This window comes from Myxococcaceae bacterium JPH2 (assembly GCA_016458225.1).
In the GTDB taxonomy this organism is placed as follows: domain Bacteria; phylum Myxococcota; class Myxococcia; order Myxococcales; family Myxococcaceae; genus Citreicoccus.
Genome location: JAEMGR010000003.1, coordinates 520,924 through 544,369, shown reverse-complemented (window position 1 = coordinate 544,369; position 23,446 = coordinate 520,924). Strand labels below are relative to the sequence as shown.

The 23,446-nt window shown below is 70.3% G+C and carries 21 protein-coding genes; 9 read left to right on the top strand and 12 right to left on the bottom strand.

What is annotated here, in order from left to right; translation table 11 throughout:
* The first annotated feature begins 68 nt into the window (after nt 1–68).
* From JGU66_06965 to JGU66_06945, 5 genes are all read left to right on the top strand, one after another.
* The gene (locus JGU66_06965; GenBank protein ID MBJ6760499.1) at nt 69–221 is read left to right on the top strand and encodes a hypothetical protein; all 153 of its coding nucleotides are present in this window, start codon (nt 69–71) and stop codon (nt 219–221) included.
* Nucleotides 222–279: 58 nt separating this feature from the next.
* Nucleotides 280–438 carry a hypothetical protein gene (locus JGU66_06960; protein ID MBJ6760498.1) on the top strand — a complete coding sequence of 53 codons (159 nt, stop codon included), beginning with the start codon at nt 280–282 and terminating at the stop codon, nt 436–438.
* Nucleotides 439–763: 325 nt separating this feature from the next.
* Nucleotides 764–2,026, top strand: coding sequence for a VWA domain-containing protein (locus tag JGU66_06955; GenBank protein ID MBJ6760497.1), 1,263 nt, complete (start codon nt 764–766; stop codon nt 2,024–2,026).
* A 108-nt stretch (nt 2,027–2,134) separates the two neighbouring features.
* On the top strand, nt 2,135–4,435 hold the full coding sequence (locus JGU66_06950; GenBank protein ID MBJ6760496.1) for a thioredoxin family protein: 2,301 nt from the start codon (nt 2,135–2,137) through the stop codon (nt 4,433–4,435).
* Nucleotides 4,436–4,486: 51 nt separating this feature from the next.
* A complete protein-coding gene (locus tag JGU66_06945) occupies nt 4,487–5,074 on the top strand; it encodes a thioredoxin family protein (protein MBJ6760495.1) in 588 nt (195 codons plus the stop codon).
* A gap of 15 nt (nt 5,075–5,089) precedes the next feature.
* Here JGU66_06945 and JGU66_06940 read toward each other — a convergent pair whose 3' ends face one another.
* The 4 genes from JGU66_06940 to JGU66_06925 form a co-directional block, all read right to left on the bottom strand.
* The gene (locus JGU66_06940; protein MBJ6760494.1) at nt 5,090–5,281 is read right to left on the bottom strand and encodes a hypothetical protein; all 192 of its coding nucleotides are present in this window, start codon (nt 5,279–5,281) and stop codon (nt 5,090–5,092) included.
* 17 nt (nt 5,282–5,298) lie between these two features.
* On the bottom strand, nt 5,299–6,021 hold the full coding sequence (locus JGU66_06935; GenBank protein ID MBJ6760493.1) for a YcnI family protein: 723 nt from the start codon (nt 6,019–6,021) through the stop codon (nt 5,299–5,301).
* 98 nt (nt 6,022–6,119) lie between these two features.
* Entirely contained in the window at nt 6,120–6,968 is an 849-nt protein-coding gene (locus JGU66_06930; protein MBJ6760492.1) for a hypothetical protein, read from the bottom strand.
* Nucleotides 6,969–7,033: 65 nt separating this feature from the next.
* On the bottom strand, nt 7,034–8,524 hold the full coding sequence (locus JGU66_06925; GenBank protein ID MBJ6760491.1) for an MFS transporter: 1,491 nt from the start codon (nt 8,522–8,524) through the stop codon (nt 7,034–7,036).
* A gap of 187 nt (nt 8,525–8,711) precedes the next feature.
* Between JGU66_06925 and JGU66_06920 the strand changes: the two genes are divergently transcribed.
* Entirely contained in the window at nt 8,712–9,002 is a 291-nt protein-coding gene (locus JGU66_06920) for a UBP-type zinc finger domain-containing protein (protein MBJ6760490.1), read from the top strand.
* Between the two features lie 44 nt (nt 9,003–9,046).
* Here the strand turns inward: JGU66_06920 and JGU66_06915 are convergent, their stop codons facing one another.
* The 5 genes from JGU66_06915 to JGU66_06895 all read right to left on the bottom strand — a co-directional run bounded on the left by JGU66_06915 (nt 9,047) and on the right by JGU66_06895 (nt 14,130).
* Nucleotides 9,047–9,961, bottom strand: a complete 915-nt coding sequence (locus JGU66_06915; GenBank protein MBJ6760489.1) for a trypsin-like peptidase domain-containing protein — start codon at nt 9,959–9,961, stop codon at nt 9,047–9,049.
* A 16-nt stretch (nt 9,962–9,977) separates the two neighbouring features.
* Nucleotides 9,978–10,862 (bottom strand): serine protease, encoded by an 885-nt coding sequence (locus tag JGU66_06910; GenBank protein ID MBJ6760488.1) that lies wholly within the window; start codon nt 10,860–10,862, stop codon nt 9,978–9,980.
* A gap of 114 nt (nt 10,863–10,976) precedes the next feature.
* Nucleotides 10,977–11,777, bottom strand: a complete 801-nt coding sequence (locus JGU66_06905) for an ROK family protein (protein MBJ6760487.1) — start codon at nt 11,775–11,777, stop codon at nt 10,977–10,979.
* Between the two features lie 53 nt (nt 11,778–11,830).
* On the bottom strand, nt 11,831–13,024 hold the full coding sequence (locus JGU66_06900; protein MBJ6760486.1) for a glycosyltransferase: 1,194 nt from the start codon (nt 13,022–13,024) through the stop codon (nt 11,831–11,833).
* The gene (locus JGU66_06895) at nt 13,009–14,130 is read right to left on the bottom strand and encodes an asparagine synthase C-terminal domain-containing protein (GenBank protein MBJ6760485.1); all 1,122 of its coding nucleotides are present in this window, start codon (nt 14,128–14,130) and stop codon (nt 13,009–13,011) included. The genes JGU66_06900 and JGU66_06895 overlap by 16 nt, the downstream gene beginning before the upstream one ends.
* Nucleotides 14,131–14,333: 203 nt before the next feature.
* Here JGU66_06895 and JGU66_06890 point away from each other — a divergent pair, with 203 nt between their 5' ends.
* Together JGU66_06890 and JGU66_06885 are read left to right on the top strand one after the other, a co-directional pair.
* Nucleotides 14,334–15,140, top strand: a complete 807-nt coding sequence (locus JGU66_06890) for a radical SAM protein (GenBank protein ID MBJ6760484.1) — start codon at nt 14,334–14,336, stop codon at nt 15,138–15,140.
* A gap of 353 nt (nt 15,141–15,493) precedes the next feature.
* Complete coding sequence (locus tag JGU66_06885; protein MBJ6760483.1) at nt 15,494–17,347, top strand: 5'-nucleotidase C-terminal domain-containing protein; 1,854 nt, start codon at nt 15,494–15,496, stop codon at nt 17,345–17,347.
* Nucleotides 17,348–17,351: 4 nt separating this feature from the next.
* Here JGU66_06885 and JGU66_06880 read toward each other — a convergent pair whose 3' ends face one another.
* Together JGU66_06880 and JGU66_06875 are read right to left on the bottom strand one after the other, a co-directional pair.
* On the bottom strand, nt 17,352–19,517 hold the full coding sequence (locus JGU66_06880) for a GAF domain-containing protein (protein MBJ6760482.1): 2,166 nt from the start codon (nt 19,515–19,517) through the stop codon (nt 17,352–17,354).
* Nucleotides 19,518–19,705: 188 nt separating this feature from the next.
* The gene (locus tag JGU66_06875; protein MBJ6760481.1) at nt 19,706–20,722 is read right to left on the bottom strand and encodes an aldo/keto reductase; all 1,017 of its coding nucleotides are present in this window, start codon (nt 20,720–20,722) and stop codon (nt 19,706–19,708) included.
* A 173-nt stretch (nt 20,723–20,895) separates the two neighbouring features.
* Between JGU66_06875 and JGU66_06870 the strand changes: the two genes are divergently transcribed.
* Nucleotides 20,896–22,125: a hypothetical protein gene (locus JGU66_06870; GenBank protein ID MBJ6760480.1), complete on the top strand. Its 1,230-nt coding sequence runs from the start codon at nt 20,896–20,898 to the stop codon at nt 22,123–22,125.
* On the opposite strand, the gene JGU66_06865 is transcribed toward JGU66_06870, so the two are convergent.
* A complete protein-coding gene (locus tag JGU66_06865) occupies nt 22,113–23,438 on the bottom strand; it encodes a coenzyme synthetase (protein ID MBJ6760479.1) in 1,326 nt (441 codons plus the stop codon). The two genes, JGU66_06870 and JGU66_06865, sit on opposite strands and share 13 nt — an antisense overlap.
* Nucleotides 23,439–23,446 lie beyond the last annotated feature (8 nt).

The window sequence follows — 23,446 nt, the reverse complement described above, 5'->3', positions numbered from 1 at the left end:
GGGGCCGGGAGTCTGCCACGCGCGGCCGGGCCTGTCGCGCGGACAGGGCCGCCGGCGGGTGAGCAGGCGTGCGCTTCCTGACGCTCGCCGCACTTTCCTGGGGCAGGGGCTTTACAACGCGCGGCGGCATGGGCAACCTGCTCCGTAAATCGGTCAAGGACTGGTTTGTAAATGGCACCGCATGGCGCGGGGCTTCCTTGTCCGGCGGGAAAGACGCCTGAGGAGATGCGAGCGAAGAGCCGCACACTCCGTGTATGCAGAGCGTCCAAGGAGCACTCCATGGGCCACGACGACACCACGTACCTGGATGAGCGGTCTATCTACCTGGACCTGGGCGAGGATGGCGAATCCGAGACCGTGGTCCCGGTGCTGGCGGACGACCGGGGCGACTGGGGCCACCTGGACGAGGAAGCCTGGGGCGGCTGGGACGCGGAGTGATGAGTCGCGGGTCCCTGGCGCTCCGCCGCTCTGTGCGGACGGTCCCGGGGGCCCGAGCCTCATGGACGCTGCCATGAAGTAAATCCGTAAACCCTTCGCGAGGACTCGGTCGGCCCAGGTGCGGGGGCTGTGAGGCCCGACGCGAGGGTTCCCCTGGCCCGCTTGCTCCAGGGGCGAAGCCCCGACATGCTCGGCGGAAGTGCCCCCTCCCGTGGGTCCGCGCTCGCGGGCGCTTGTGGGCCATGAGACTTCCGCCTGGGTGAGGCCCCCCTCTGCCTGGCGGCAATCACGCAGAATGCCTCACGACCTCGTGCGGGGGTGTGCATTGAAGCAGACAGCCTGGGCAGTGGAGCGCGACGCGGAGCCCGGCCGCGAAGTGCTCCTGCTCGTCGTGCTGGAGGCGGACGCGGAGTCCCCGCGCGCGCCTGTCGCGGTCAACCTCGTCATGGACCGCAGCGCCTCCATGCGCGGGGCGCCGATGGCCGCGGCGGTGGATGCCGCCCGGTCGCTCGTGGAGCGCGCGGGCCCTCGCGATTACCTGGGGCTGCTGACCTTCGACGCCGAGCCGGAGCAGGTGCTGCCCCTGCGCGCCATGGAGCCTGGCGCGAAGGCCGCCTTCCTTCAGGCGCTCGCGCGTCTGGAGTGCGGCGAAGGCACCGCGCTGCACGAGGCCATCGAGCGAGGCGCCGAGGCCGTCCGCCGTGTGCTCGTTCCCGGCGCGCGCCCGCAGCTTCTGGTGCTCACCGATGGCGAGCCGTCCGTGGGCACCACGCTGCTGCCTGACTTCCGCGCGCTGGGCGGCAAGGTGGCGGAGTCCGGCGTGTCGCTGCAGGCGCTGGGGTTGGGGCGCCACTACCTGCCCGAGATTCTCGAGGCGCTCACGGGCCCCTCCGGCACGGGCTTCACGCACGTGGACGATGCCGAGGGCTTGCCCCTGGCCGTGGACGTGGTGGGCGCGGACCTCTTCGGTGAGGTCGTCTCGGATGCGCGCGTGTACGTGCTCCCCACGGGCTTCTCCGCGGTGCGGTGCAGCCATCGCTATCCGTCGCGCGTGGAGGGCGATGCGATGAGCGCGACGCTGGGCTCGGTGTCTCGCGCGTTCCCTCGCCGCGTCCTCTTCACCGGCACGCTGGAGCGCGCCGAGTGGAACCTGAGCGTCACGGCCTCCTACACGCAGGACAACGACGCGCGTCGCATCAGCCTCCCTGTCACGCGGCTGTTGCCAGACAGCGAAGAGGGGCGCTTCGTGCGCGCCGTGTCCGCCGAACTCGACCTGGTGGCGTGCGAGGCCGCGGCGTGGAAGGCGCTCGGCAAGCGGCAGGTGGATGCGGCCGACCGAGCGCTCGACGGCGCGGACCGTGCGCTCTTCAAGCTCGCCCGCTTGGGCTCTCCCGCGGTCCCCGCGCAGCGACACGTGGACCGGTTGGCGGAGCTGCGGCGCGCGGTGGAGCGGCGGGCCTCACAGCTTCCTCCGCTCGGCATCCGACGCGCGCAGTCGGAGGTGTCCCGCATCTCCATCAGCCGCGTGGGGCCTGCCCCGGCGCCCGTGTCCGGGATGGTTCCTTGGAAGGTGGGCGAGGAGTCCTGACCCCGTCCCGATGAGGGGAATGCATGCCCGCCCGGAGGGTTCACCGGTCCCCCGGTGGAGGGCCCTCCAGTGTGGCGGGTCTGTCGTCAGTGGGTTAACGGGAGGCGCATGTCGCGTCAGTGGTTCAAGAGGCTCGGGTGGAGTGGTGGTCTGGGTGCGTTGCTCCTGGCGGCGGTGGCGAATGCCGCGCTGCCTCCCTCCGCCGTGGCCAGTGGTGCTCCTGACGAGGGCGATCCGCGTGTCGAGGCCGCGCTGGTGGTGGACTCCACCCAGGTCCAGGCGGGCGGGGACTTCCGCGTGGGCGTGCGCTTCCGCTTGGACCCGGACTGGCACATCTACTGGAAGAATCCAGGAGACTCGGGGCTGGCCACGGACGTGGCGTGGGACACGCCGGGCGTCACGGTGGATGCGGTGCGTTGGCCCTTCCCGTCCACCTTCCGGACGTCGGACGGGTTCATCACCACGTACGGCTACCACGATGAGGTGCTGCTGTTCGCGCCCGCGCATGCCTCGAAGCAGGCCACGGGCTCGCTGACGTTGTCGGCCGCGGTGGATGCGCTCGTGTGCAAGGTGCACTGCATCCCCGCACAGCTCCTGCTCACGCGCGCCATCCCCGTGGGTCCGCGCACGGAGGCTGACCCGGAGTTCGCTTCGCTCTTCGATGCGGCCCAGGCGCGCGTGCCCCAGGCCGAGGATGCGGCGGGGCTCAAGCTGTCGCTGGCGCTGGATGCGAAGACGCTGACCGCGGACCAGCCGTTCACCGGCACCCTCACGGTGGGCTCGGCGCAGGCGCTCCCTCCGGTGGAGGGTGACTTCTTCGTCCCCGAGCGCATCAACGGCGTGGACACCGTCGCGTTGAAGTCGCTGGGCGCGGGCCAGTTCAAGCTGGAGGGGAAGGCGTCTCCCGTCGCGCCCAAGGGTGAGCCTCGGCTCGCGGGGGTGCTGCGGTTGGGCACGGCGAGCCAGGGCTACCGCGCGGTGGAGGTGAACCTTCCGCTGGCGCCGTTCGCTGCCGCGGCGGTCGCGCCGACTCCGCCCGCGCCGCTGAAGATGCCCTCGGTGCAGGACGCGATGAGCAAGGTGAAGCCCGTGGCCGTGGCTCCCGCCGCGGAGGCCGCGCCGTTCGGGCTGGGGCTGGCGCTGCTGTTCGCGTTCCTCGGTGGCGCGCTGCTCAACCTGATGCCGTGCGTGTTCCCGGTGCTGGCGCTCAAGGCCTACGGCTTCACGCGCATGGTGCAGGAGGAGAAGGGGCGCGTGGCCCCGCATGCGGCGGCGTACGCGGGCGGCATCGTCGGCACGATGATGTTGCTGGCGGGCGCGGTGCTGGCGGTGCGCGCGGGCGGACACAGCGTGGGCTGGGGCTTCCAGTTCCAGGAGCCGCTCTTCGTCGCGGGCGTGAGCGCGGTGCTGGTGGTGTTCGCGCTCAACCTCTTCGGTCTCTTCACGCTGGGCACTGACGGCACGGCACTGGCCGGCAAGGTGGACCAGAGCCACGGCCTCTTGCGCAGCGCGGGCGAGGGCGTGCTGGCCGTGGTGCTGGCGACGCCCTGCTCGGCGCCGCTGCTGGGGACCGCGGTGGGCTTCGCCTTCGCGGCGGGTCCGGCGACGGTGCTGGCCGTGTTCCTGGCGCTGGGCCTGGGGCTCGCGCTGCCCTTCTGTGTGCTGGTGATGGTGCCGGGGTTGGTCAAGCGACTGCCCAAGCCGGGCGCGTGGATGGAGCGCGCCAAGCAGTTGCTCGGGTTCGCGCTGCTCGGCACCACCGTGTGGCTCGTGTGGGTCATGGGCGGGCTGGCGGGCGTGGACGGCATGGCGCGCCTCCTGGCCTTCCTCGTCGTCGTCGGGTTGGGCACGTGGCTGTATGGCCAGGCCCAGTTGATGGAGGGTGTGCGCAAGCTGGGCACGGTGGGCATCGCGGCGGTGCTGCTGGTGGCCTGTGGCGCGCTGGCCCTGCGCTTCGATGAGTCGCAGGCCTCGCGAGGCGCGGCGGGCGCGGCCGTGGCGCACGCGGCTCAACCGTGGGACGAGGCGGCGGTGACCGCGGCGCTGGAGGCCGGGCAGCCGGTGTTCATCGACTTCACCGCGGACTGGTGTCTCACGTGCAAGTTCAACGAGCGCACCGTGCTGTCTCGTGAAGAGGTGCGCGCCGCGTTCACGAAGTATGGGGTGGCCTTCTTCGTGGCGGACTGGACGCGCCGGGACGCGCGCATCACCGCGAAGCTGGCCGACCACGGTCGCGCGGGCGTGCCCATGTACCTGGTGCTGAGCCCCTCCTCGCCGGACAAGCCCGAGGTGCTCTCGGAGTTGCTCACCACCGACTCCGTCATCGAGGCCGTGCGGCGCGCGGCGGAATGCGGGCCAGACCGCAAGGGTTCTGGAGTGCTCTGCGCCGCCGACTCCCCGCGGCGCTGAAGTGGTCTCACGCTGTCGTCGCAGTCTTCCCTCGTTGAAGGAGAGAACGTCATGAAGCAGGTCTTCACCGCTCTCGCGCTCACCACGGCCTTCGTGGGCGCCCCTGTGTTCGCCGCTGACACCGCTGAAGTGGGCAAGCCCGCACCTGCCTTCACGCTGAAGGACGAGTCCGGCAAGGAGCACTCGCTGGCCGAGTACAAGGGCAAGGTCGTCGTCCTCGAGTGGACCAACCCGGAGTGCCCCTTCGTGAAGCGGCACTACGAGGCCAAGACGATGCAGGACACCGTGAAGGGCTTCGACTCGAAGAAGGTCGTGTGGCTCGCGGTGGACTCCACCTCCACGCACACGCCGCAGGTCGCGTCCGAGTGGAAGAAGAAGGAGGCGCTGAGCTACCCGGTGCTGCTGGACACGGCCGGCACCGTGGGCAAGTCGTATGGCGCGAAGACGACGCCGCACATGTACGTCATCGACGCGCAGGGCGTGGTCCGCTACGCGGGCGCCATCGATGACGACCCGCGCGGCAAGAACGCGACGAAGACCAACTACGTGAAGAGCGCGGTGGACGCGCTGCTGGGCGGCAAGCCGGTGGCCGCCCCCACGTCCGAGCCCTATGGCTGCTCGGTGAAGTACAAGAGCTGAGACGCGCTCACGGCTTCAGGGCGCCGGTGGCTTCAAGTCCGCCGGCAGCCCAGGGCCCGTGGGGGGACGCTCGAGCCGAGTCGCGGGGCGCTCCAACCCCGACGGAGTCTCGGTGCCCGCGTCAGGAAAATCGGGCGGCGCGGGGGGCTTCTTCCCGCAGGCGCAGAGCAGTCCGGCGGTGATGACGACGAGGTGCCAGGTTCGCATCGTGGCTGTCTCCCGCCTCAGTACTTCACCCAGATGTCCGTGCCGGGATGAATCTCCGACAGCGGCTGGACGCCGGGCTCCTGTTCAATCTGCGCCTGGGTGATGGGGTTGAAGCTGTAGGCCGCGGCGCCTGACCAGACGATGAGCGCGTCCTTGAAGACCGTGAGGTCGTGGACGTGCTCCATGACGGTGTAGCGGTTCCAGCCCGGCACGCGCGAGGGCACCAGGAACAGGGACGGTGCGGGCTCGGCGGCGGGAGTGGTGCCCGCGTCGCTGCCCCCGTGGTCGTGCTCTCCCGAGGTGCCCACCCACTCCACCGTCGTCTCGGCTCCATTCGCCGCGCGGCAGGTCTGGGTGGTGGGGAAGTACAGCGTGGTGAAGGGTTTGCCCGGCAGCTTCGCGCGCAGCGTGAAGCGATAGAGCTGCGTGTCGGCGGGGAGCACGTCCGCGCTCGCCTTGGTCCACGTCACGGCCGTCACGTTGCCGGTGGTGGCGTCCTTCTCCACCACGGCCTTGCCGAACACTGCGTCCAAGGGGCGCACCGAGGTGACGCCCTCGGGGATGGCGATGCGCACGCGGTAGGTGTCCGCGCCGCTGCAGCCGTGGCTGAGCGTGAAGTCCGCGTCGAAGCTCGCGCCCGCGACGGCGGGGCCTGGGCCGCTGACGGACACGTGCGCGTGCGCGGTCGTGGCGAGGAGGGAACCTGCGAGAGCGAACAGCGTGCCGAGCGGGAGCTTCATGTGTCCATGCCTCCTGGCGTGGGAACCGATAGAGGCCGGCTTAGCAAAGCGCCCCGGGCTTCCTGGATGCGGTCATTTGTCGCAGCGGGCTTCTGGGCTCAGGGCCAGACAATGCGCCCGGGGGCGTCGTGGTTCCCTTGCTCGGTGTGACACGTGTTGCAGTCGCCACTGCGTTGCAGGGTGTTCATCTCTCGCACGCGGCCCTGGGCGATGACGCGCGCCCGATAGGGCATCGAGAACGCGGGCTGGAGTCCCGAGGAGAGGAAGTTGCCCGCCGCGTTGGGCGTGAGCGTGAGCTGGACCCGCCCCGCGCTGTCGAGGAGCTCCACGCGAGCGTCGGCGGGCGGAGGTGCGTTGCACGCGTCCTTCTCGTGGAAGGAGGGGAACACGGTCCCCATGAAGAAGTAGGCGCGGTCGGGCGCGAGGCGCAGGTGGCACTCACGGCACGCGAGCCCTGGGGCCATGGTCGCGTTGGCCTGGGCCGAGTCCTTCCAGAAGCTGCCGCTGCCGCAGGAGGTGGCGGCCGGGGCCGTGGGCAGCGCCCCGCAGGTCCCCGCGGGCATGCCGGCCTGGACCCATTGCTCGACGATGCTGCGCTCCTCGGCGGTGAGCGGAGGCTCCGAGGTGGGCGGCATGGGCGCCCCCGTGTCCTTCATGCGCACGACGCTGCGCTCGCCCCAGGTGGTGCCCGGATACAGCGCGGAGGCCTTCTGGAGATCCGCGCGCGACAGGAGCGGGGCGGGTGCGCCCGACGAGGGCGGCGAGGCGTGGCACTGCGCGCAGCGTCTCGCGAGCACCTCCTTCACGTCGCAGGGCAGCTCATTGGGGCCTGGATCCGGAGCCGTGGGCTCCGAGCCGCCACAGGCCAGCAATGACAGCAGGAGGCCCAGGGGCGGAAGGTGCTTCCAGGATGAGCACGGGCGGGACAACGGCAGGGGCGTGGGCATTCCGGCGGAAGGCTACCGAGGCTTGCCCCCATGTCCTGCGTGGCATGTTGTCGCGGGGGCGCGCGTTACGAGCGGCCACCCCCGGAGGGCGCGGGCGTGCGCCCCAGGGGCGGACGAACCGGGGCGCGGCTCTCCTTGGGGCGAGGGCGCTCTACCTTCCCGGTCGACTTGGGCAGCATGAGCTGCGAGCACAGGGCGCCCAGCGCGCACAGGGCCGCGGAGATCCACAGCGCGCGCCGCATCCCTCCCAGGAAGTTCTCGGAGGACTGTCCCGTGATGCCTCCAAGCATCGGCAACAGCGCCACCGCGAGCAGACCCGCGATGCGCGCCACCGCGTTGTTCACCCCGGAGGCCACGCCCGCGTGCTGGTCCTCCACGCTGCCGAGGACCACCGCGGTCAGCGGTCCCACCGTGAGCGACAGCCCCATGCCCAGCACCACGACGCCCGGGAGCACCGTCGTCACGTAGTCCCCGCCTCGGTGGATGCGCGTGAGCAGCGCGAGCCCCGCGCCGGCCAGCAGCGGACCCACCACCATGAGCGGACGCGCGCCGATGCGCTCGGCCAGCCGTCCCACCGGCGGTGACAACAGCATCATGAGCAGCGTGAGCGGAAGCATGGACGCGCCCGCCGCCAGCGCGGAGTAACCCGCCTGCTGTTGCAACGCGATGACCACGAGGAACAGCGCGCCGCCCAGCGCGAAGTACACCGCGAGCGTCGTGAGGTTGGCGCCCGAGAACGTGCGGGAGTGGAACAGCGACAGCGGCAGCATGGGATGCGGCTCGCGCGCCTCCAGGAAGAAGAAGAGGCCGAAGAGGAAGACGCCGCCCACCGCGGCGCTCACGGACAGCGGGGTCCAGCCATGCGCGGGGCCCTCGATGAGCGCGTAGATGATGCCGCCCAGGCCCAGCGCCGCCGTCACCGCGCCTCGGATGTCCAGGGTGCGCGCGTCCCGCTCGGGGGCGATGTCCGGCACGAAGCGCAGCGCGGCCCAGAGCGCCAGGAGCGACACGGGCAGGTTGAGGAAGAACACGAAGCGCCAGGAGGCCGTGTCCACCAACCAGCCGCCCAGCAGCGGACCCACGGCGGTGCTGACGCCAGACAGGCCCGCCCACGCGGAGACGGCGCGCTGCCGGTCCACCGCGGGGAACGCGGTGCGCAGCAAGGCGAGGCTGGTGGGGACGAGCATCGCCGCGCCGATGCCCTGGGCGGCTCGGGCGATTGCGAGCACCGTGGCGTTGGGCGCCAGGCCGCACAGCACGGACATGGCCGTGAAGGCGATGAGGCCGAGGATGAAGACCTTGCGCTGGCCCCACGCGTCGCCCAGTGCGCCGCCCGTGAGGACGAGCGAGCCGAGTGTCAGCAGGTACGCATCCACGGCCCACTGGAGGCCCGCCATCCCCGCGCCCAGGTCGCGCCCCAACGCGGGCAGGGCCACGTTGACGGCCGTCGAGTCGAGGAAGGCCATGCCGCTGCCGACGATGCTCGCGAGCAGGACGCCTCGGCCTCGGCTGCTCGCATACGCGACGGTGCGCTGTTCGGTGGATGACCGCGACATGCGCTCAGCGTGGGATGCGTGCGCGACATGCGCCAGCCATCGCGCTGGCGACCGGGCGGGCGCTCGGGCCATTCCGCTGGGAGCGAGGAGCCGGCGGGGCCCCGGGCTGGCCGCCGAGGGGATGGGGTGTCCTCGGGCCGTGTGCACGGTAGTCGCGCGCGGGTTGGTGGCGCGAGGGAGGTGGGCCATGGCCGAGATGTGCGAGCACATCCTGCAAGCAGGTGACCCGGAGCCGCGGACCGAGGGCTGCGAGGAGTGCCTCAAGATGGGCGACACCTGGGTGCACCTGCGGCGCTGTCTGTCGTGCGGGCACGTGGGGTGCTGCGACTCGTCCAAGAACAAGCACGCGACGAAGCACTGGCGCGCGACGCAGCACCCCGTGGTCCAGTCCTTCGAGCCGGGCGAGGACTGGCTGTGGTGCTTCGAGGATCAGGTCTTCGTGGACGAGCGGCCCTCGGCGGACGAAGCACGCGTGTGAGGACGCGCGGCTCCGGTCGAGTGCCGGAGCCGCGGTCCCTCTCGTTACGCGGCGGCGGACTCCAGGCGCGGATGCGCCCGCACCGCCGTCGTCTTGCGGCGGCCCTTGCGGAGCACGTCGAGCTGGACGGCGTCGTCCGTGGACAGCGCCATCAAGCGCTGGAGGTCGTCCACGCTCTGCACGGGCCGACCGTTGATGCTCAGGAGCAGGTCCTCGGCGAGGAGTCCCGCGTCATCCGCTGGCGCGCCGGGTTTGACCTGAAGCACGCGCACCGCGCGCAACTGGCCGATGTCCTTGGCCAGCGCGGACTCCAAGGTGACCGCCGTGGCGGCGATGCCCAGGAACTTCCGCTCCACCTTGCCTCGCTGAATCAGCAAGCTGGCCACCCACGCGGCGGTGGCCGCGCTCACCGCGAAGCCGATGCCCTGCGCGTCCGGGAGCACCAGCGTGTTGAGCCCCACCACCTGGCCCTGCGTGTTCAGCAGCGGGCCGCCCGAGTTGCCCGGGTTGATGGCCGCGTCGGTCTGAAGCATGCCCTCCAGGATGACGTCGTTGGGCAAGGTGATGGAGCGGTTGATGGCGCTCACCATGCCGAGCGACACGGATTGCTCCAATCGGAAGGGATTGCCGATGGCCACCACGAGCTGACCCACGCGGACCTTCTCGGGATCCGCCAGGGGCAACGTGGGGAAGGCATCGCCCTCCGCGCGCACCACCGCGAGGTCGGTGGGAAGGTCCACGCCCACGAGCGACGCCCCGCGCTCCTCGCCCGTGGAGAGCTGGACGCGGAGCTTTCGGGGGCTGCGCATCACCACGTGGCGGTTGGTGAGGATGTAGCCATCCGGCGTGAGGAAGAGGCCCGTGCCGTGGCCTCGCGCGTGCTCCACGCCGACGACGGCGGGAGAGGCTCGCGCCACCAGGCTCTCGAGGTCATCGGAGAGTTGTTGCAGGAACTTCATCGGTGCGCTCCCTTCCTCACGCGCGCTTGCCAATGGTGATGGACACGTCGCGTGCCTCGCCCGCGCGCAGCACCTTCGCCGTCACGGTGGAGCCCACCTTCTCGTCGCCCAGGTAGCCGAGCAGGTCCTCCACGCCGTGCAGCGACTGGCCGCCCAGGCTCAACAGCACATCGCCCAACAGCAGACCGGCGCGGTGCGCGGGGCCATCTGGATCGACCGATAGGAGGATGAGCCCGGTCTCTCCCTGCGTCTGCGGGAGTCGCACGGGATGGGCTCCCACGCCGAGGTAGCCGCGGCGAATGCCGCCGTGCTCCACGAGACCATTCGCCACGCGGGTGAGCGTGCTGCCCGGAATCACCACCGCCGCCGAGCGCGAGAACGCCGCCGTCAGCAGGCCGAGGAAGCGGCCTTGGGCATCCACGAGCGCGCCACCCGAGAAGCCGGGCGGAAGGTCCGCGTCGGTTTCCAGGTAGTGGTCCACGCGCCCTCCAGCGTGCGTTCGCCAACCTTCTCCGAACGCGCTGACGATGCCGAGCGTGGCGCGCGCTGTACGACCCGGACGTCCCACGGCGAGGACGAGGTGCCCCACCTTCACGTCATCGAGCGGCGCGGGCGTGAGCGGCGTGAGGCCCGAGGTCTCGGTCTTCAGGAGCGCGAGGTCGGTGCTCGGGTCTCGGCCCACCAGCTCGGCGGAGACGGTTCTTCCATCGGCGAGGCCGAGCTGGATGTGGCCTTCGTGCTCGACGGCATGGCTGGTGGTGAGGATGTGCCCGTCGTTGCCGAAGACAAGGCCCGTGGCGCCACGACGGCGGCGGGCCTCCACGCGGACGATGCTCGGCGCGATGCGCTCGACGACGGATGCAATGGATTGAGAGAGGGAGACAAGGGAGTCGGCGGACATGGGAGATTCCTTTCGAGGCAGAAGGTAAAGGCCTCGCGGAATCGCCACATCGGCGGACAGGCTAGGGCGTGGACCTACCCGTTCGGACAGGGCCCTCCCCATCCGAAGGGTTCGTCACGTCCGTTCGAGCAGGGCCCCGCCCGGGCCGAAGCCGAGCGTGAGGCACAACACCTTGCGGCCCTTCACGCGCGCATCACGTCGCGCGGACTCCGCGGCCAGCTCGGCGTCGTTGAGCACCCACACCGTGCCGCCGCTCGCGGGCAGGCTCGCCTGGGTGAGGATGTCCGAGACGAGTGAGGCGTGTCCCTCCCAGCCGTAGGTGCAACCCCCTGGGAGCAGCGCTTCATCCAGCGGACAGGGCAGGGCGAGGCACAGGGCATCCGGCGCTTCGGCGTTCGTTTCGATGAACGTTCGCATCGTGCCCGCGATGAACCGCGTGGCGGCGGTGATGTGGTGCCCATCCTTCGGACGAGGCATGCCGATGAACAGCCAGGGCAGGGTCGCGGGGCTGCGCTCGACGAGCCACGAGACATGGGGGCTCGCGCACTTGATGCTGGTCTGCCCGACGTCCACGGACAGTGGTGCGCGGGCTGAGAGTGATTCCAGCACGGCGAGCCCTGCGTGCACGGGGGCGAAGCGAGGCGCCTCGGCGACGTGCACGGTGCAGGGGAGTGCTTGCGTGGCCCGGGCCAGCTCGGCGTTGAAGCCCTCCAGACATGCGAGCCCTCCGCTGAGATAGACGGCGTCCGGTGCGTGCTGGTGGACGAGGAGTTCCAGCGCGGCCTGCACCGTGGCGACGAGTCTCGCGGTGAGCGTGGGCTCGGGGACTCCCGCGCGGCGGGTCGCGTCCACTCGGACTGCTCCCGCCAGCTCCCAGAACTCGTGTCCCAGCACGGGCAGGTTCCACACCTCCAGCGGCGTGACGCCCGGAGGGTGATGCCGGCGCGCGACCCAAGGCCGTGGCTCTGTCACTCGACCAGACCCGCGATGCGCTCGGCGGCTTCTCGGGCTCCGTCGCGTGCGCCGTAGACCTTGGAGATGGCGGACACCTTGCGCCGGATGGAGGACTCTGGAGCCATGAGCTGGGTGAGCGCGGCTCGGCACTCGTGCACGGTCATTCGGGAGGGGGCGAGTACACGCCCCGCTCCTGCCTGCTCGAGGAAGTGCGCCTGCACCGGCTGATCATTGCAGACGGGCAGCAAGAGGAGCGGAACGCCCGCCGTCATCGCCTCCATCACCGAGTTGGCGCCGCCATGCGAGATGAACACGGACGTGCGCCGCAGGAGCTGGCGCTGTGGCACATACGGAACGGCCACGACGTCACCGGGCAGCGTGCTGGGGAAGTCCGTGCCGGCCAGCGCTCCTGCCGTGAGGACCAGCGTGACGCCCAGCGGTGCGGCGGCTTCCGCGATGAGACGGAACAGCTCGGGCTGCCACGAAATCTGACTGCCGAACGAGGCATACACCACGGGCTTGTCGCCCATGCGGTGCCAGGGGAAGTCCACTTCATCGCCTCGGTCCTCGGGCGGAATCGAGGGGCCCACGAGGTGCGTGGCGGGAGGAACGCGCGCGTCCGAGCCGACGAAGTCCTCTGTCGCGAAGATGGTGTTGAGGCTCGGTGACAGGCACTCACAGGTTCGGAAGCGCGCGTCGAAGCCATAGCGGGCGAACAGGGCCTGACGGTCTGCGGCCAGGGCTCGCACGTTGCGCAAGAGCGCCAGGTCCAGCTCTGGTTCCAGCAGCGTCAGCGCGGAGGACACTCCCGCCCAGGGGATGCCTTCCGCGTGCGCGGCGAGCACGGCCGCGTACTGCATTCCATCCAGCGCCATCACGTCGGGACGGAAGGCGCGCACCACCTCGCGCACGGGAGGAATGAGCGCGGGTACCGCGTCGAGCAGCAGCCCACGGATCCACGCGCCCAACGCGGCCTCGTCTTGAACGAGCTTCGCCAGGGCCTCGCCACCGGTCTCGATGGCGGGCGCGGCGGGGCGCGCCGTGGGGAGGTGGAGCAGCTCGACACCGAGGTGTTCGAGCTGGGGCGCGGGCTCGGGCAGACACAGCCAGCCCACGGTGTGGCCCAAGCGGCGCAGCCACTGCGCCACGCCGACCATCGGGTTGACGTGCCCTTTCTCGGGCGAGGTGGCGATCAGGATTCGGGACATGCGCGACATGCCTCGGGGTGAGCGTGGAGCATGGCGAGTGACACCAGCCGCATCAACAGGCGATCCACCGCCGCCGCACGGGTGTCCTCGGGAGCGAGCCGCGCATAGTCATCCAGGAGCGCGAGCACCGCGACGGGGTCGATGACCTGGAGCGGCTCCAGGCGGTGGGGAGAGAGCCATTCGCGATACAGCTCCAGCCAGCGCTGGCGCATGGGACTGGAGAGGGCGGTCTGGGCATAGCGCGGCGTCTTGCGCGCGAGCCGGACCTCGTCGGGGACGAGCGTGCGCACCGCGTGCCGGAAGAGCCACTTGCCCAGGTCGCCTCGCACCAGCAACGAAGCGGGGAGTGCGAGCGTGAAGCGAGCGAAGGCTTCGTCCAGGTACGGTGTGCGCACCGTGAGGCCATGGGCTCGGGCGCCGCACAGCTCGGGAGGCAGGACCAGCTCTCGCAAGACCCAGGCGGCGTGGCGGACCTCGTCGGAGCGGTTCGCCTCCCACGGCCCGAGGTCCCAGGGCATGGTCGTGGAGTCGAGGGCGAACTCCGGTGCGGGATGGCGGAGTACGCGGGCCGCGAGCTTTCGATCCTCATCCACCTGCGCGCGGGCGTTGGCGCGTGCTCGGGGATTGCCGAGCATCACTTCGTCCGCGCCCGCGCCACTGAGCATGACCGGGCCGACTCCGAGTCGCTTCGCCTCCGCGTAGAACGCGAAGCTGGCGATGGCGCGGGCATTGAGGATGACGCGTGGGTTGGCGCGCACCGCCGGCTCGAAGAGATCGGGCAGGCACGCATCCGGAATCGGCACGTCCACCTGTTCGACTCCGGCCACGCGCGCCATGAGCTGGGCGTTGGCGCGCTCGGTGGTGTCGGCGAAGTGGACGTCCATGGTCCACGCGCGGATCCGCCCCGGTGCGTGGCGCGCGGCCATCGCGCACAGCGCCGCGCTGTCGACTCCACCGCTGAGGCTCACATCACGTGTGCCCGCGCCGACCTGGGCTTGAATGGCTTGCTCCCCGAGCGTGCGCAGCGCATCAGCCAGGGTGTCCTCATCGCGTGGCGTGTCCACGCCGCGCGTGATGGCGGGCGGTGGGACCGGGAGGCATTGCATCCCTTGGAACAGGCTCGCGGTGGGGGACAGGTCGTGACGCAGGAGGGCCGCGACGGACGTGGGGGCGAGTCCGGGCTCGGCCCTTTCGGTGGCTCGCCACGAGGGCAGTCGAGCGAGGGGCCCGCGCGTTTCTCCGAGAGGATGCGACACGGGGAGATGGTGCAGGCGCGCGAGGCTCGGGGCAACCCTGGCAGGATGGGGCCGTGCATTACGACCTCCACGACGGTCGCATCCTCACCTGGGCCCTGGAGGCGCATGCCGCCACGCACTGCAACCTGCGCTGCGTGCAGTGCTGCCCCTTGTCTCCCCACTTGCCGGCCTGGACCGTGTCGCCCGAGCGGCTCGGTGAGGACCTGCGGACGCTGGCCCGAGTCCTCAAGCCGCAGGTGTTCAAGTTCACGGGAGGGGAGCCGTTCCTGCATCCGGACCTTCCCGCGCTGCTCGACGTGGCTCGGGCCTCGGGCATCAGCGAGCAGTTCTCCGTCACCACGAATGGGTTCCTCGCGCAGAGCGCGCCGGATGCGGTGTACGAGCGGCTCGACCGGATGACGCTGTCTGTCTATTCGTCGCGGCTGTTACCGGAGCGCTCCATCGCGCGCATCACGGAGCGGTGCGAACAGCACGGCGTCTATCTCACAGTGAAGCGCATCGACGCGTTCCAGCAGCTGACTCCCGAGAGCCCCTCGACGTCGGACGCCGAGACGCGCGAGGTCTTCGCGCGCTGCTGGCTCAAGACGCGGTGCCATCTGGTGCACCAAGGTCGCTTCTACCTGTGCACGCGGCCTCCGCATGTCGAGACCGTGGTGCGGCGTGAGCACCCGGAGTCGCCTGCGTTGTCGGAAGTGGATGGGGTGTCACTGGACGGCCCGGAGTTGCTCGCGCGGATGCTCGGCTATCTGGAGCGAGAGACGCCGCTGGAGACCTGCCGGCGATGTCTGGGGTCCAGTGGCCCGTGGGCGCCGCACGCCCAGCTTCCTCGGACGCCGCATCCTCGACTCTCTGCTTATTGATTCATCGTGCCTGCCTGGGGCGCCCGGCGCACTCAACTGACTCCTGCTCGACGTGGGGCAGCGGGAGGCGGGTCGCTATGTCATTCGCGATGGATATCGCGAGGCGTTTCCCGACCCTGAATACTGTCCGAGGATCGCGGCCTCGTTCGCCGAGTTTCTTCGCGGCGCGCTCGACTCGGGAGGGCGTTGGTTCTGGCTGTCGATTGAAAGCACACGCTCGGACGTGGGGATGAAGCCAGACATCGGACACTCGGGGATGTGACGGAACCGGGACCCTTGCGTCGCCGAGTGTTGGCGAGACACTGCCCGACGGACACGTAGGGTGCCGAGTCACCATCCTCGGAGGTCTCATGATGCATTCCCCCCGTCTGGCGCGCGCAGTGCGTGCCGCGATTTCCTGTCTCGTCGGTGTCTGTCCCCTCCTCACCGCGTGCAATGACTCGGAAGGCCCCCCGCCCGTCACCGTCATCCCCCAAGCAGCCGATTTCTCGCCCCGGACGCTCACCCTCCTCCAGACGAGCGACCTGCACTCCAACATCTTCGCGTGGGACTACTTCACCGGGAAAGCCGACGCGAAGCGTGGCCTGGCCAAGGTCGCCGCTCTCGTCAAACAAGAGCGCGCCAAGAACCCCGACTGCACCCTGCTCGTCGATACCGGTGACACCATCCAGGGCACGCCGCTCGGCACGTATTACGCCCTCGTCGACAACAAGCCCCAGCACCCCATGGCCACCGCCATGAACGAGCTGGGCTATGCCGCCATGGCGCTCGGCAATCACGAGTTCAACTACGGGCTCGGCGTCCTCGGGAAGTTCAAGGGCGAGGTCCGCTTCCCCCTCCTCGGCGCCAACGTTCGCAAGAGCGCCGATGGCTCCGAGGCCTTCACGCCCTATGTCCTTCAGAACGTGTGCGGCGTGACGGTGGGCATCCTCGGCCTCGTCACGCCAGGCGTCACCACCTGGGAGCGGGCGGAGAACATTCCGGACCTGCGCTTCGATGATCCGCTGAAGACCGCGAAGACCTATGTGCCCCGGATGAAGGCCGCTGGCGCCGACATCATCGTGGTGGCCATCCACAGCGGTCCGGACAAGCAACCCACCGGGAGCGCCAGCGTCGCGGACTCGTGGCTCGCGGACTACGCGGACCCCACGAAGTGGAACGACCGAGGCAACCTCCCGGGCGAGAACGAGGCCGTCCAGATTGCTCAGGATGTGCCCGACGTGGACGTGCTCCTCACCGGACACACCCATCAGCCCATTCCGAAGATGCTGATGCACAACAAGGACGGGCGCGAGGTCCTCCTCACCCAACCCAATCGCTGGGGCAGCCATCTCGCCGAGGTCCAGCTCAAGCTCAACTGGAATGATGCCCACTGGGTCGTCAACAGCCACGACTCGAAGCTGCTCTCGGTGGAGGCGGTCGCGGAGGACGCGGACGTGAAGCGGCTCTCCCAGGCGGCGCATGACACCACCCTCGCGTATGTGAATCGGAAGGTGGGCAACACCACGGCCGCGTTCCCCGGAGGCTTCGCCGGGCGATACGTCGACAGCCCCCTCGCGGACCTCATCAACCTCGTGCAGGAAGATGCCGCGCATCAGGCCGGCCATGACGTGGACGTGTCCCTGGCGGCCCTCTTCACCAATGACGGCGCGCTGCCGGCCGGTGACCTCACCCTGCGCGACGCGTACAGCATCTACATCTACGACAACACGCTGTATGTGATGGAGATCAATGGCTCCATCCTGCGTCGCGCGCTGGAGGTGAATGCCCGCTACTTCGCCACGCTGGATGGCAACCACCTGCCCGCGAAGCCCGAGGACGCCAAGGCCACCACGCCCACCGTGCCGGACTTCAACTGGGACCTCTACTCGGGCATCGAGTACGGCTACGACCTCTCTCGGCCCACAGGCTCCCGGCTCACCCACCTGCGCTTCCACGGAAAAGACGTCACCGACGATCAGGTGTTCCGCATCGCCATCAACAACTACCGCGCGGGCGGTGGCGGCGGCTACGACATGTTCCGCGAGGGCAGCGTGCTCTGGACCTCCGCCGATGGCGTGCGTGATTACATCGCGCGCTACCTGGAGGCGCACCCCAACGTGTCTCCGGTCGCGACGAACACGTGCAACTTCTCGCTCACGCCGGACCTCTACGGCGCGTACTTCGCTCCCACGCTGGGCGCGGCGAAGTGTGGCGCGGCGCCGTAAGCGCTCACGACTCGCGTGCGTGATGAACCCGGGGCAGCTCCACGGTGAAGATGGAGCCGCGGCCCAAGCGACTCTCCACCTGCACCGTGCCGCTCATGGCCTCCACGAGCGTGCGGGTGATGTAGAGCCCCAGCCCCAGGCCGCCATAGTGCCGGTCGGACACCGCGCGCTCGAAGCGGCCGAAGATGCGCGGCAGATGCTCGGGCGCGATGCCGATGCCCTCGTCGCGCACCGTGAGCCGGGCGCGCTCGGGCCCCTCGGCGAGCCGCAGGTGGATGGGCCGTCCCTGGCCGTACTTGATGGCGTTGTCCACCAGGTTCATCACCACCTGCTCCAACCGGAGCCGGTCCCACCACCCGAGGATGGGCACGTCCGCGCCCTCGAGCTGCAGGGGCGAGCCCATGCGCACCGCCTGGGCTTCGTGCCGTCCCACCAGCTCGCGCACCAGCGCGGCCAGGTCCACCTCCGCCGCGTCCAGCCGCAGTCGCCCCGAGGCGATGCGCGAGACATCCAGCAGCGTGTTCACCAGCTCCGACAGCTTCTTCACCTGTCGCGAGCCCACCTCCACGTAGCTCTCCACCAGCGGGCGCGGCAGCACCCCGGCGGTGCGACCCAGCTCTCGCGAGAGGGATTGCAGCTTGAGGCTCAAGGGCGTGAGCGGCGTCTTGAGCTCGTGGCTCGCGATGGAGAGGAACTCGTCGCGCAGGTGGATGGCTTCCTGGGCCTCGCGATACAGGCGCGCGTTCTCCATGGAGAGGGCGGCCCGGCTCGCCAGCTCTCGGAAGAACGACAGGTCTATCTCCGTGTAGTGCCGGCCCGAGTGCGTCGTGAAGCACGTGAGGATGCCCATGGTGCGCTCACGCACCATCAAGGGCACGACCACGAACGAGCGAGGCCGGATGGCGCGCATGACGCGCACGTGCTCCGCGTTGTGGCCGCTCGACTCCAGTCGCTCGTCCGAGAAGTCCTCGATGAGGAGCGCCTCGCCGCGCAGCAGGGCCTGCGTGGGCGGATGCAAGGGATTGCCGTCCAGCAGGGCGGTGAACCCTCGCACCTTCTCCGCGAGGGGCGCGTCCTCGGGCGCGGCGTGCGCGACCTCCACCCGCTTGAACGAGCCGTCCGCCATGGCCACGTCCACGAAGCACCAGTCCGCCAGGCGCGGCACGGCCAGCTTCGCCATGTTGTGCAGCGTGGCCTCGTAGTCCAGTGAGGAGGCGAGGGTGGCGCTCGCCTCGGCCAGCATGCGCAGCCGCTCTTCTCCATGGCGCAGCTCGGCGGTGAGTGCCTCCGCGCGCTGGCGGGCCTGCGCCAGGTCCGTGACGTCGAAGCCGAAGCCCGCAATGCCATCCACCTGCCCCTGCGCGTTGCGCGTGGGTTGGTACACCAGGTTGAAGTAGACCTCGTGCTCGCCGCCGTCGGGGCGCGGGACGCGAATGGGCATCTCCCTCCCGATGAACGGCTCTCCCGAGGTGTAGACGCGGTCCAGCAGCGACGCGATGACCTCGGCCTCGGCGGTGGGCACGGCCTGCCGCACCGAGCGGCCCACGAGCTGGCGGTGGCCCAGCAGCTCGTTGTTGGGCGGGTTGGACAGCTCGTAGATGTGCTGCGGACCTCGGAAGAGCGCGATGTGCGCGGGGGCCTGCATGAAGAGCGAGTGGAGGCGGGCGCGCTCGTTCTCGGCCTCGCTTCGGGCGGCGCGCTCCCGCTCCAGCAGCAGCGCGCGCTCGGCGTTGGTGCGCCGCAGGCTCACGTTCAGCTTCGTCACGAGCAGCGCCAGCATCGCGAAGATGCCGAGCGACACGACGTCCGACGGACGCACCCAGTCGCCCTGGTGGCCGAGCGGGAAGAAGGCGCTGAAGGAGATGAGGGACAGCGCCGTGTTCATGAGCGCCGGGCCCCAGCCGCCCCACCAGCCCGCGATGGCGACGGCCCCGTAGAAGAACAGGAAGGGATGGGTGGCCATGAAGACACCCAGGACGCGCTCCAGGAACAGCGCGATGCCGAAGGCCATCAGTGCCACGCTGTACTGTCCGACCGCGGACGTCTTCACCTGGACCACCGCGAGTCCCGTGCGTGACTGTCCCCGGGCCTCGGGGCCCCTGGGCGGTGCGACATCGTCATTCGAGACAACGCCAGACGCTCGAGCTGCGGGCTCGGAATGTACGGGCATGGACACGGTGATGGCCTCCCCCCGGTTCCATCGTAGCGACGGACCTGCCTGGGCGGCAGGGACCCCCCTGCTGGGGCGTTCACTCGAACGGCGACGCGAGGAAGCAGACGCGCCGCGGTCTCCAAGGAGACGACATCGGTGTGCCCGGAGGTGGGTGGCGGTGTCGGGTGCTGGACCGGCGGTCGCCCTCAGCGCGTGCGCGATTGGCCTGGCCCCTGGGGCTGCACCAGCCCCAGCAACGCCTCCGGGTAACGCTCGCCCGAGGCCACACCCGGCGGTGCGATGGACTCGAGGTCATCCAAGTCCTGTCGGGTCAGCCGCACCTCCAGCGCGGCCAGGTTGTCCTCCAGGAACGCGCGGCGCTTGGTGCCGGGGATGGGCACCAGGTCCTCACCCCGAGCCAGGACCCAGGCGAGTGCGAGCTGCGCGGGCGTGCAGCGCCGCTGTCGCGCCAGGTGCTCCAGGTGCTCCACCAGCGCCAGGTTGCGCTGGAAGTTCTCGCCCTGGAAGCGAGGCGAGGTGCGGCGGTAGTCATCCGGCGCGAAGTCTTCGACGCGCTTGAACTGGCCGGTGAGGAAGCCGCGGCCGAGCGGGCTGTACGGCACGAAGCCCACGCCCAGCTCGCGGCAGGTCTGGAGCACGCCGTCCTCGGGCTCGCGGCTCCACAGCGAGTACTCGGTCTGGAGCGCGGCGATGGGATGCACGGCGCACGCGCGCCGCAGCGTGTCCGAGCTCACCTCCGACAATCCCAGGTGGCGCACCTTGCCCTGCTTCACGAGGTCCGCCATGGCGCCCACGGTGTCCTCGATGGGCGTGCGCGGATCCACGCGGTGCAGGTAGTAGAGGTCGATGACGTCGGTGCCGAGGCGCTGGAGGCTGGCGTCGCAGCACTGGCGCACGTACTCGGGCCGGCCGTTGACGCCGCGCGTGCGCGGGTTGTTCGGGTCGAGCACGAGGCCGAACTTGGTGGCCAGGACGACGTGGGCGCGGTGTGCGCGCAGCACGCGGCCCACCAGCTCCTCGTTGCGACCCGAGCCGTAGACGTCCGCGGTGTCGAAGAAGGTGATGCCCCGCTCCAGCGCGCGCCGCAGCGTGGCCTCGGACTCCGCGTCGTCGCGGCCCGCGTAGAAGTCGGACATCCCCATGCAACCCAATCCCAACTTCGAGACGACGGGCCCCTGGGCCCCCAGCCGGCGAGTCTCCATGTGCGGGTGTTCCTCCGAGTCCTCGGGTTCTTCACGGTGCGTTCTGCGGGAGCCCCGGAGACGGGCGGGAAGCCCGGTTGTCGCGGGGGGCATCTCCTGCTCGGGAGGATTCTTCCGTATTGTCCCGACACGGGCCGGTGCGCGGCCCGCGCCGCATGCCTGGGAGCTACCCCGTGGGACTGTCGGTTCCCCGCCTGTGTCTCGCGTTGCTTGCCGCCGCCGCGGGGGTGGTGGCGTGCGACCCCATCGTCGTGAAGCCGCTGGACGTGCCGACCGCGAAGTACCCGCCCAATGGCGGTGGCTCCCCGCACAACCCGGAGGGCGACACGCTGGATGGGGGCTGGGCGGCGCCGGTGCCGCCGGGCCTGGAGCGCCGGTCGCAGACCCTGTCGAGCTGGGGTGCGTGCATCAACGGGTGGCAGAGCATGGAGCTGGCGCGAGGCATCATCTCCGCGGGCTTCACGCTCGGGGCCGGGGACGAAGGGCTGTATGCGTACTCGCGCCCCGGCGGCATCCGGACGGGCAACGTGTCGTCGGACCCGTGGGTGGAGGAGCCGGGCTTTCGTGGCACGCCGCACCTGGCGGGGCTGAAGGTGGATGCCGCCAATGCGTTGCACCTGCTCTACGACGCGCGCGCGGAGGACACGGACCTGACCGCGCCGTCGCTGGTGTACGCGGGCAGCTATGCCGGCGGGAAGTGGCGGCGCAGCCTCGTGGGCACGGGCACCGCGATGGCGTTCGACCTGGATGCGCAGGGGGTCACGCACGTCCTCTACGTCAGCAGCGCGCAGGGCGGTGAGCTGTTCTACGCGAACGACCGGCTCGGCGTGTGGACCGCCACGGACCTGGGGGTCGCCACCGATTTGCGAGGCGCGGTGCTGCGGGTGGACGGCTTGGGCAACAGCCACGTGGTCTACAGCACGCTGGAGGACTCGCGGCTGCACTACCTGACCAATGCTTCGGGCGCGTGGGTGGATGAGGAGATCCGCGCCTATGGCTATGGGCAGTCACTGGACCTGGATGTCATGGGCGTGCCCCACGTGACGTTCTCGGACGGCGACCTCTGGTACGGCGCGCGGCGGAACGGCGCGTGGTCACTGTCGCGCATCCGCACGGGCGCGGACGCGCAGACGACGCTCGCGGTGGATCGGCTCGGCATGGCGCACCTGGTGGGCGCGGACAGCCAGGGCACGTTCGTCCTGTACATGACCAACGCCCAGGGGACGTGGCGCGAGATGCAGGTGACGCCCCGGATGAAGCCCTACTCGGTCAACCTGTCGAGTGAGCGGCTGCTCGCGGTGGACAACCAGGGACGCGCGCACATTGTCTGGGTCAAGGTGGTGCTCGTCGACCGGGACGGGACGCGAGACCTCCCGCTCCAGTATTCGCGTCAGTGCCCCTGAGCGGGCACGAGGCACCGGAACGGCTGCGGCTTGGCGGGCGTGCTCCACGCCGCAGCGTCCACGGCGTGCACGGCCACGCGCGGTGAGGTCCAGCCCAGGTTCCGCAGCGCCGCGACGAGTCGCTCCGTCAAAGCGCGGGCCTCTTGCGCCGAGGCCCCGGCCAGCTCCAACAGGAATCCCTCGGAGTCTTCCTGCGTGAGGCGGAACGCCCGCAGCGCGTGGTGCTTGAACACCCAGGCCACGGCCCACGCATCCACCGAGCGGCCCGTGGGCGCGAGGAAGCGGCACGCGCCCCGTCCGCCGAAGCCCGTCAGCGTCCAGCCGTGGAAGCCGCACGCGCACGCATCCCGTCGCGCCGTGCCGCGGTCTCCCGGCCGATAGCGCAACAGCGGCAACACGCTGGGCCGCAGGCGCGTCACCACCACGTCGTCCGAGTCCGGCTCCAACCAGACATCGGGCGCGAAGACATGGAAGTGCCCAGGCGTGTGCAGACACTCCCACGCGAGCGGCCCGGTCTCAGTGGTGGCGTAGTAGTTGAGCACGGGCACGCCGAGGTCGCGCGTGAGGGTGTCCCGCAGCGCGGCGGGCAGATGCTGCGCGGACGTCAGCATGAGCGCGGGCCGAGGCAGCGCTGGCTGGGCAATCCACCAGCGCAGTCCCTCGGGGTCGGAGAACACCACGGAGGGACGCACGCGGCGCAGGCGCTCGGCCGCGTCGGCGCGCAGCACGGAGACGCGGTGCAAGGCTCCGTTCTCCAGGATGGGCAGTCGCACCGAGTACTCCAGCCCACCGGGCAGCGCGTCCAGCAGCACCACGCGGGGGCGCGGTGACAGCCGGGCACCCGCGCGCGCGAGCAGAAAGCGCAGCACGGCCCACATGAGCAGGCAGTCGCGTCGGTCGCGCACGACGTTCACCGGGTCGCCCGTGGTGCCGGAGCTGCGCACCACCACGCACTCCGAGGACTCGGTGGGCAAGGTTGGAATGGCGTCCCAGTGCTCCGCGAGCGTCGCGCGCTCCAGGACGGGGAAGTGCTTCAGGTCGTCCAGTCCGCGCAGGTCGCCGGGATGCAGCCCCAAGTCGCGCAGCCGCCGCGCATGAAAGGGCGAGTCGTGCAGGGCGCGTCGCAGTCCGTCGAGTCGAGCCTCCACGCGCGCGCGGGCCTGGGCCTCATCCGAGAGCGAGGCGAGCGCGGACAGTTCCTGGGCGACGGCCTCGGCCCAGGGGATGTGCGGGCGCTGCGTCGCGGTGTCGCGGCGGATCCTCGCCCGAGGCGCGACGCCCAGGTTCGGCGCGAGGACGGAGTGCGTGGACACGCGCGCCT

Coding starts and splice junctions, on each gene's coding strand:
- JGU66_06960 (MBJ6760498.1), top strand. CDS start 280: ATGGGCCACGACGACACCACGTACCTGGATGAGCGGTCTATCTACCTG.
- JGU66_06950 (MBJ6760496.1), top strand. CDS start 2,135: ATGTCGCGTCAGTGGTTCAAGAGGCTCGGGTGGAGTGGTGGTCTGGGT.
- JGU66_06945 (MBJ6760495.1), top strand. CDS start 4,487: ATGAAGCAGGTCTTCACCGCTCTCGCGCTCACCACGGCCTTCGTGGGC.
- JGU66_06940 (MBJ6760494.1), bottom strand. CDS start 5,281: ATGCGAACCTGGCACCTCGTCGTCATCACCGCCGGACTGCTCTGCGCC.
- JGU66_06935 (MBJ6760493.1), bottom strand. CDS start 6,021: ATGAAGCTCCCGCTCGGCACGCTGTTCGCTCTCGCAGGTTCCCTCCTC.
- JGU66_06930 (MBJ6760492.1), bottom strand. CDS start 6,968: ATGCCCACGCCCCTGCCGTTGTCCCGCCCGTGCTCATCCTGGAAGCAC.
- JGU66_06925 (MBJ6760491.1), bottom strand. CDS start 8,524: ATGTCGCGGTCATCCACCGAACAGCGCACCGTCGCGTATGCGAGCAGC.
- JGU66_06920 (MBJ6760490.1), top strand. CDS start 8,712: ATGGCCGAGATGTGCGAGCACATCCTGCAAGCAGGTGACCCGGAGCCG.
- JGU66_06915 (MBJ6760489.1), bottom strand. CDS start 9,961: ATGAAGTTCCTGCAACAACTCTCCGATGACCTCGAGAGCCTGGTGGCG.
- JGU66_06910 (MBJ6760488.1), bottom strand. CDS start 10,862: ATGTCCGCCGACTCCCTTGTCTCCCTCTCTCAATCCATTGCATCCGTC.
- JGU66_06900 (MBJ6760486.1), bottom strand. CDS start 13,024: ATGTCCCGAATCCTGATCGCCACCTCGCCCGAGAAAGGGCACGTCAAC.
- JGU66_06895 (MBJ6760485.1), bottom strand. CDS start 14,130: ATGCAATGCCTCCCGGTCCCACCGCCCGCCATCACGCGCGGCGTGGAC.
- JGU66_06885 (MBJ6760483.1), top strand. CDS start 15,494: ATGCATTCCCCCCGTCTGGCGCGCGCAGTGCGTGCCGCGATTTCCTGT.
- JGU66_06880 (MBJ6760482.1), bottom strand. CDS start 19,517: ATGCCCGTACATTCCGAGCCCGCAGCTCGAGCGTCTGGCGTTGTCTCG.
- JGU66_06875 (MBJ6760481.1), bottom strand. CDS start 20,722: ATGGAGACTCGCCGGCTGGGGGCCCAGGGGCCCGTCGTCTCGAAGTTG.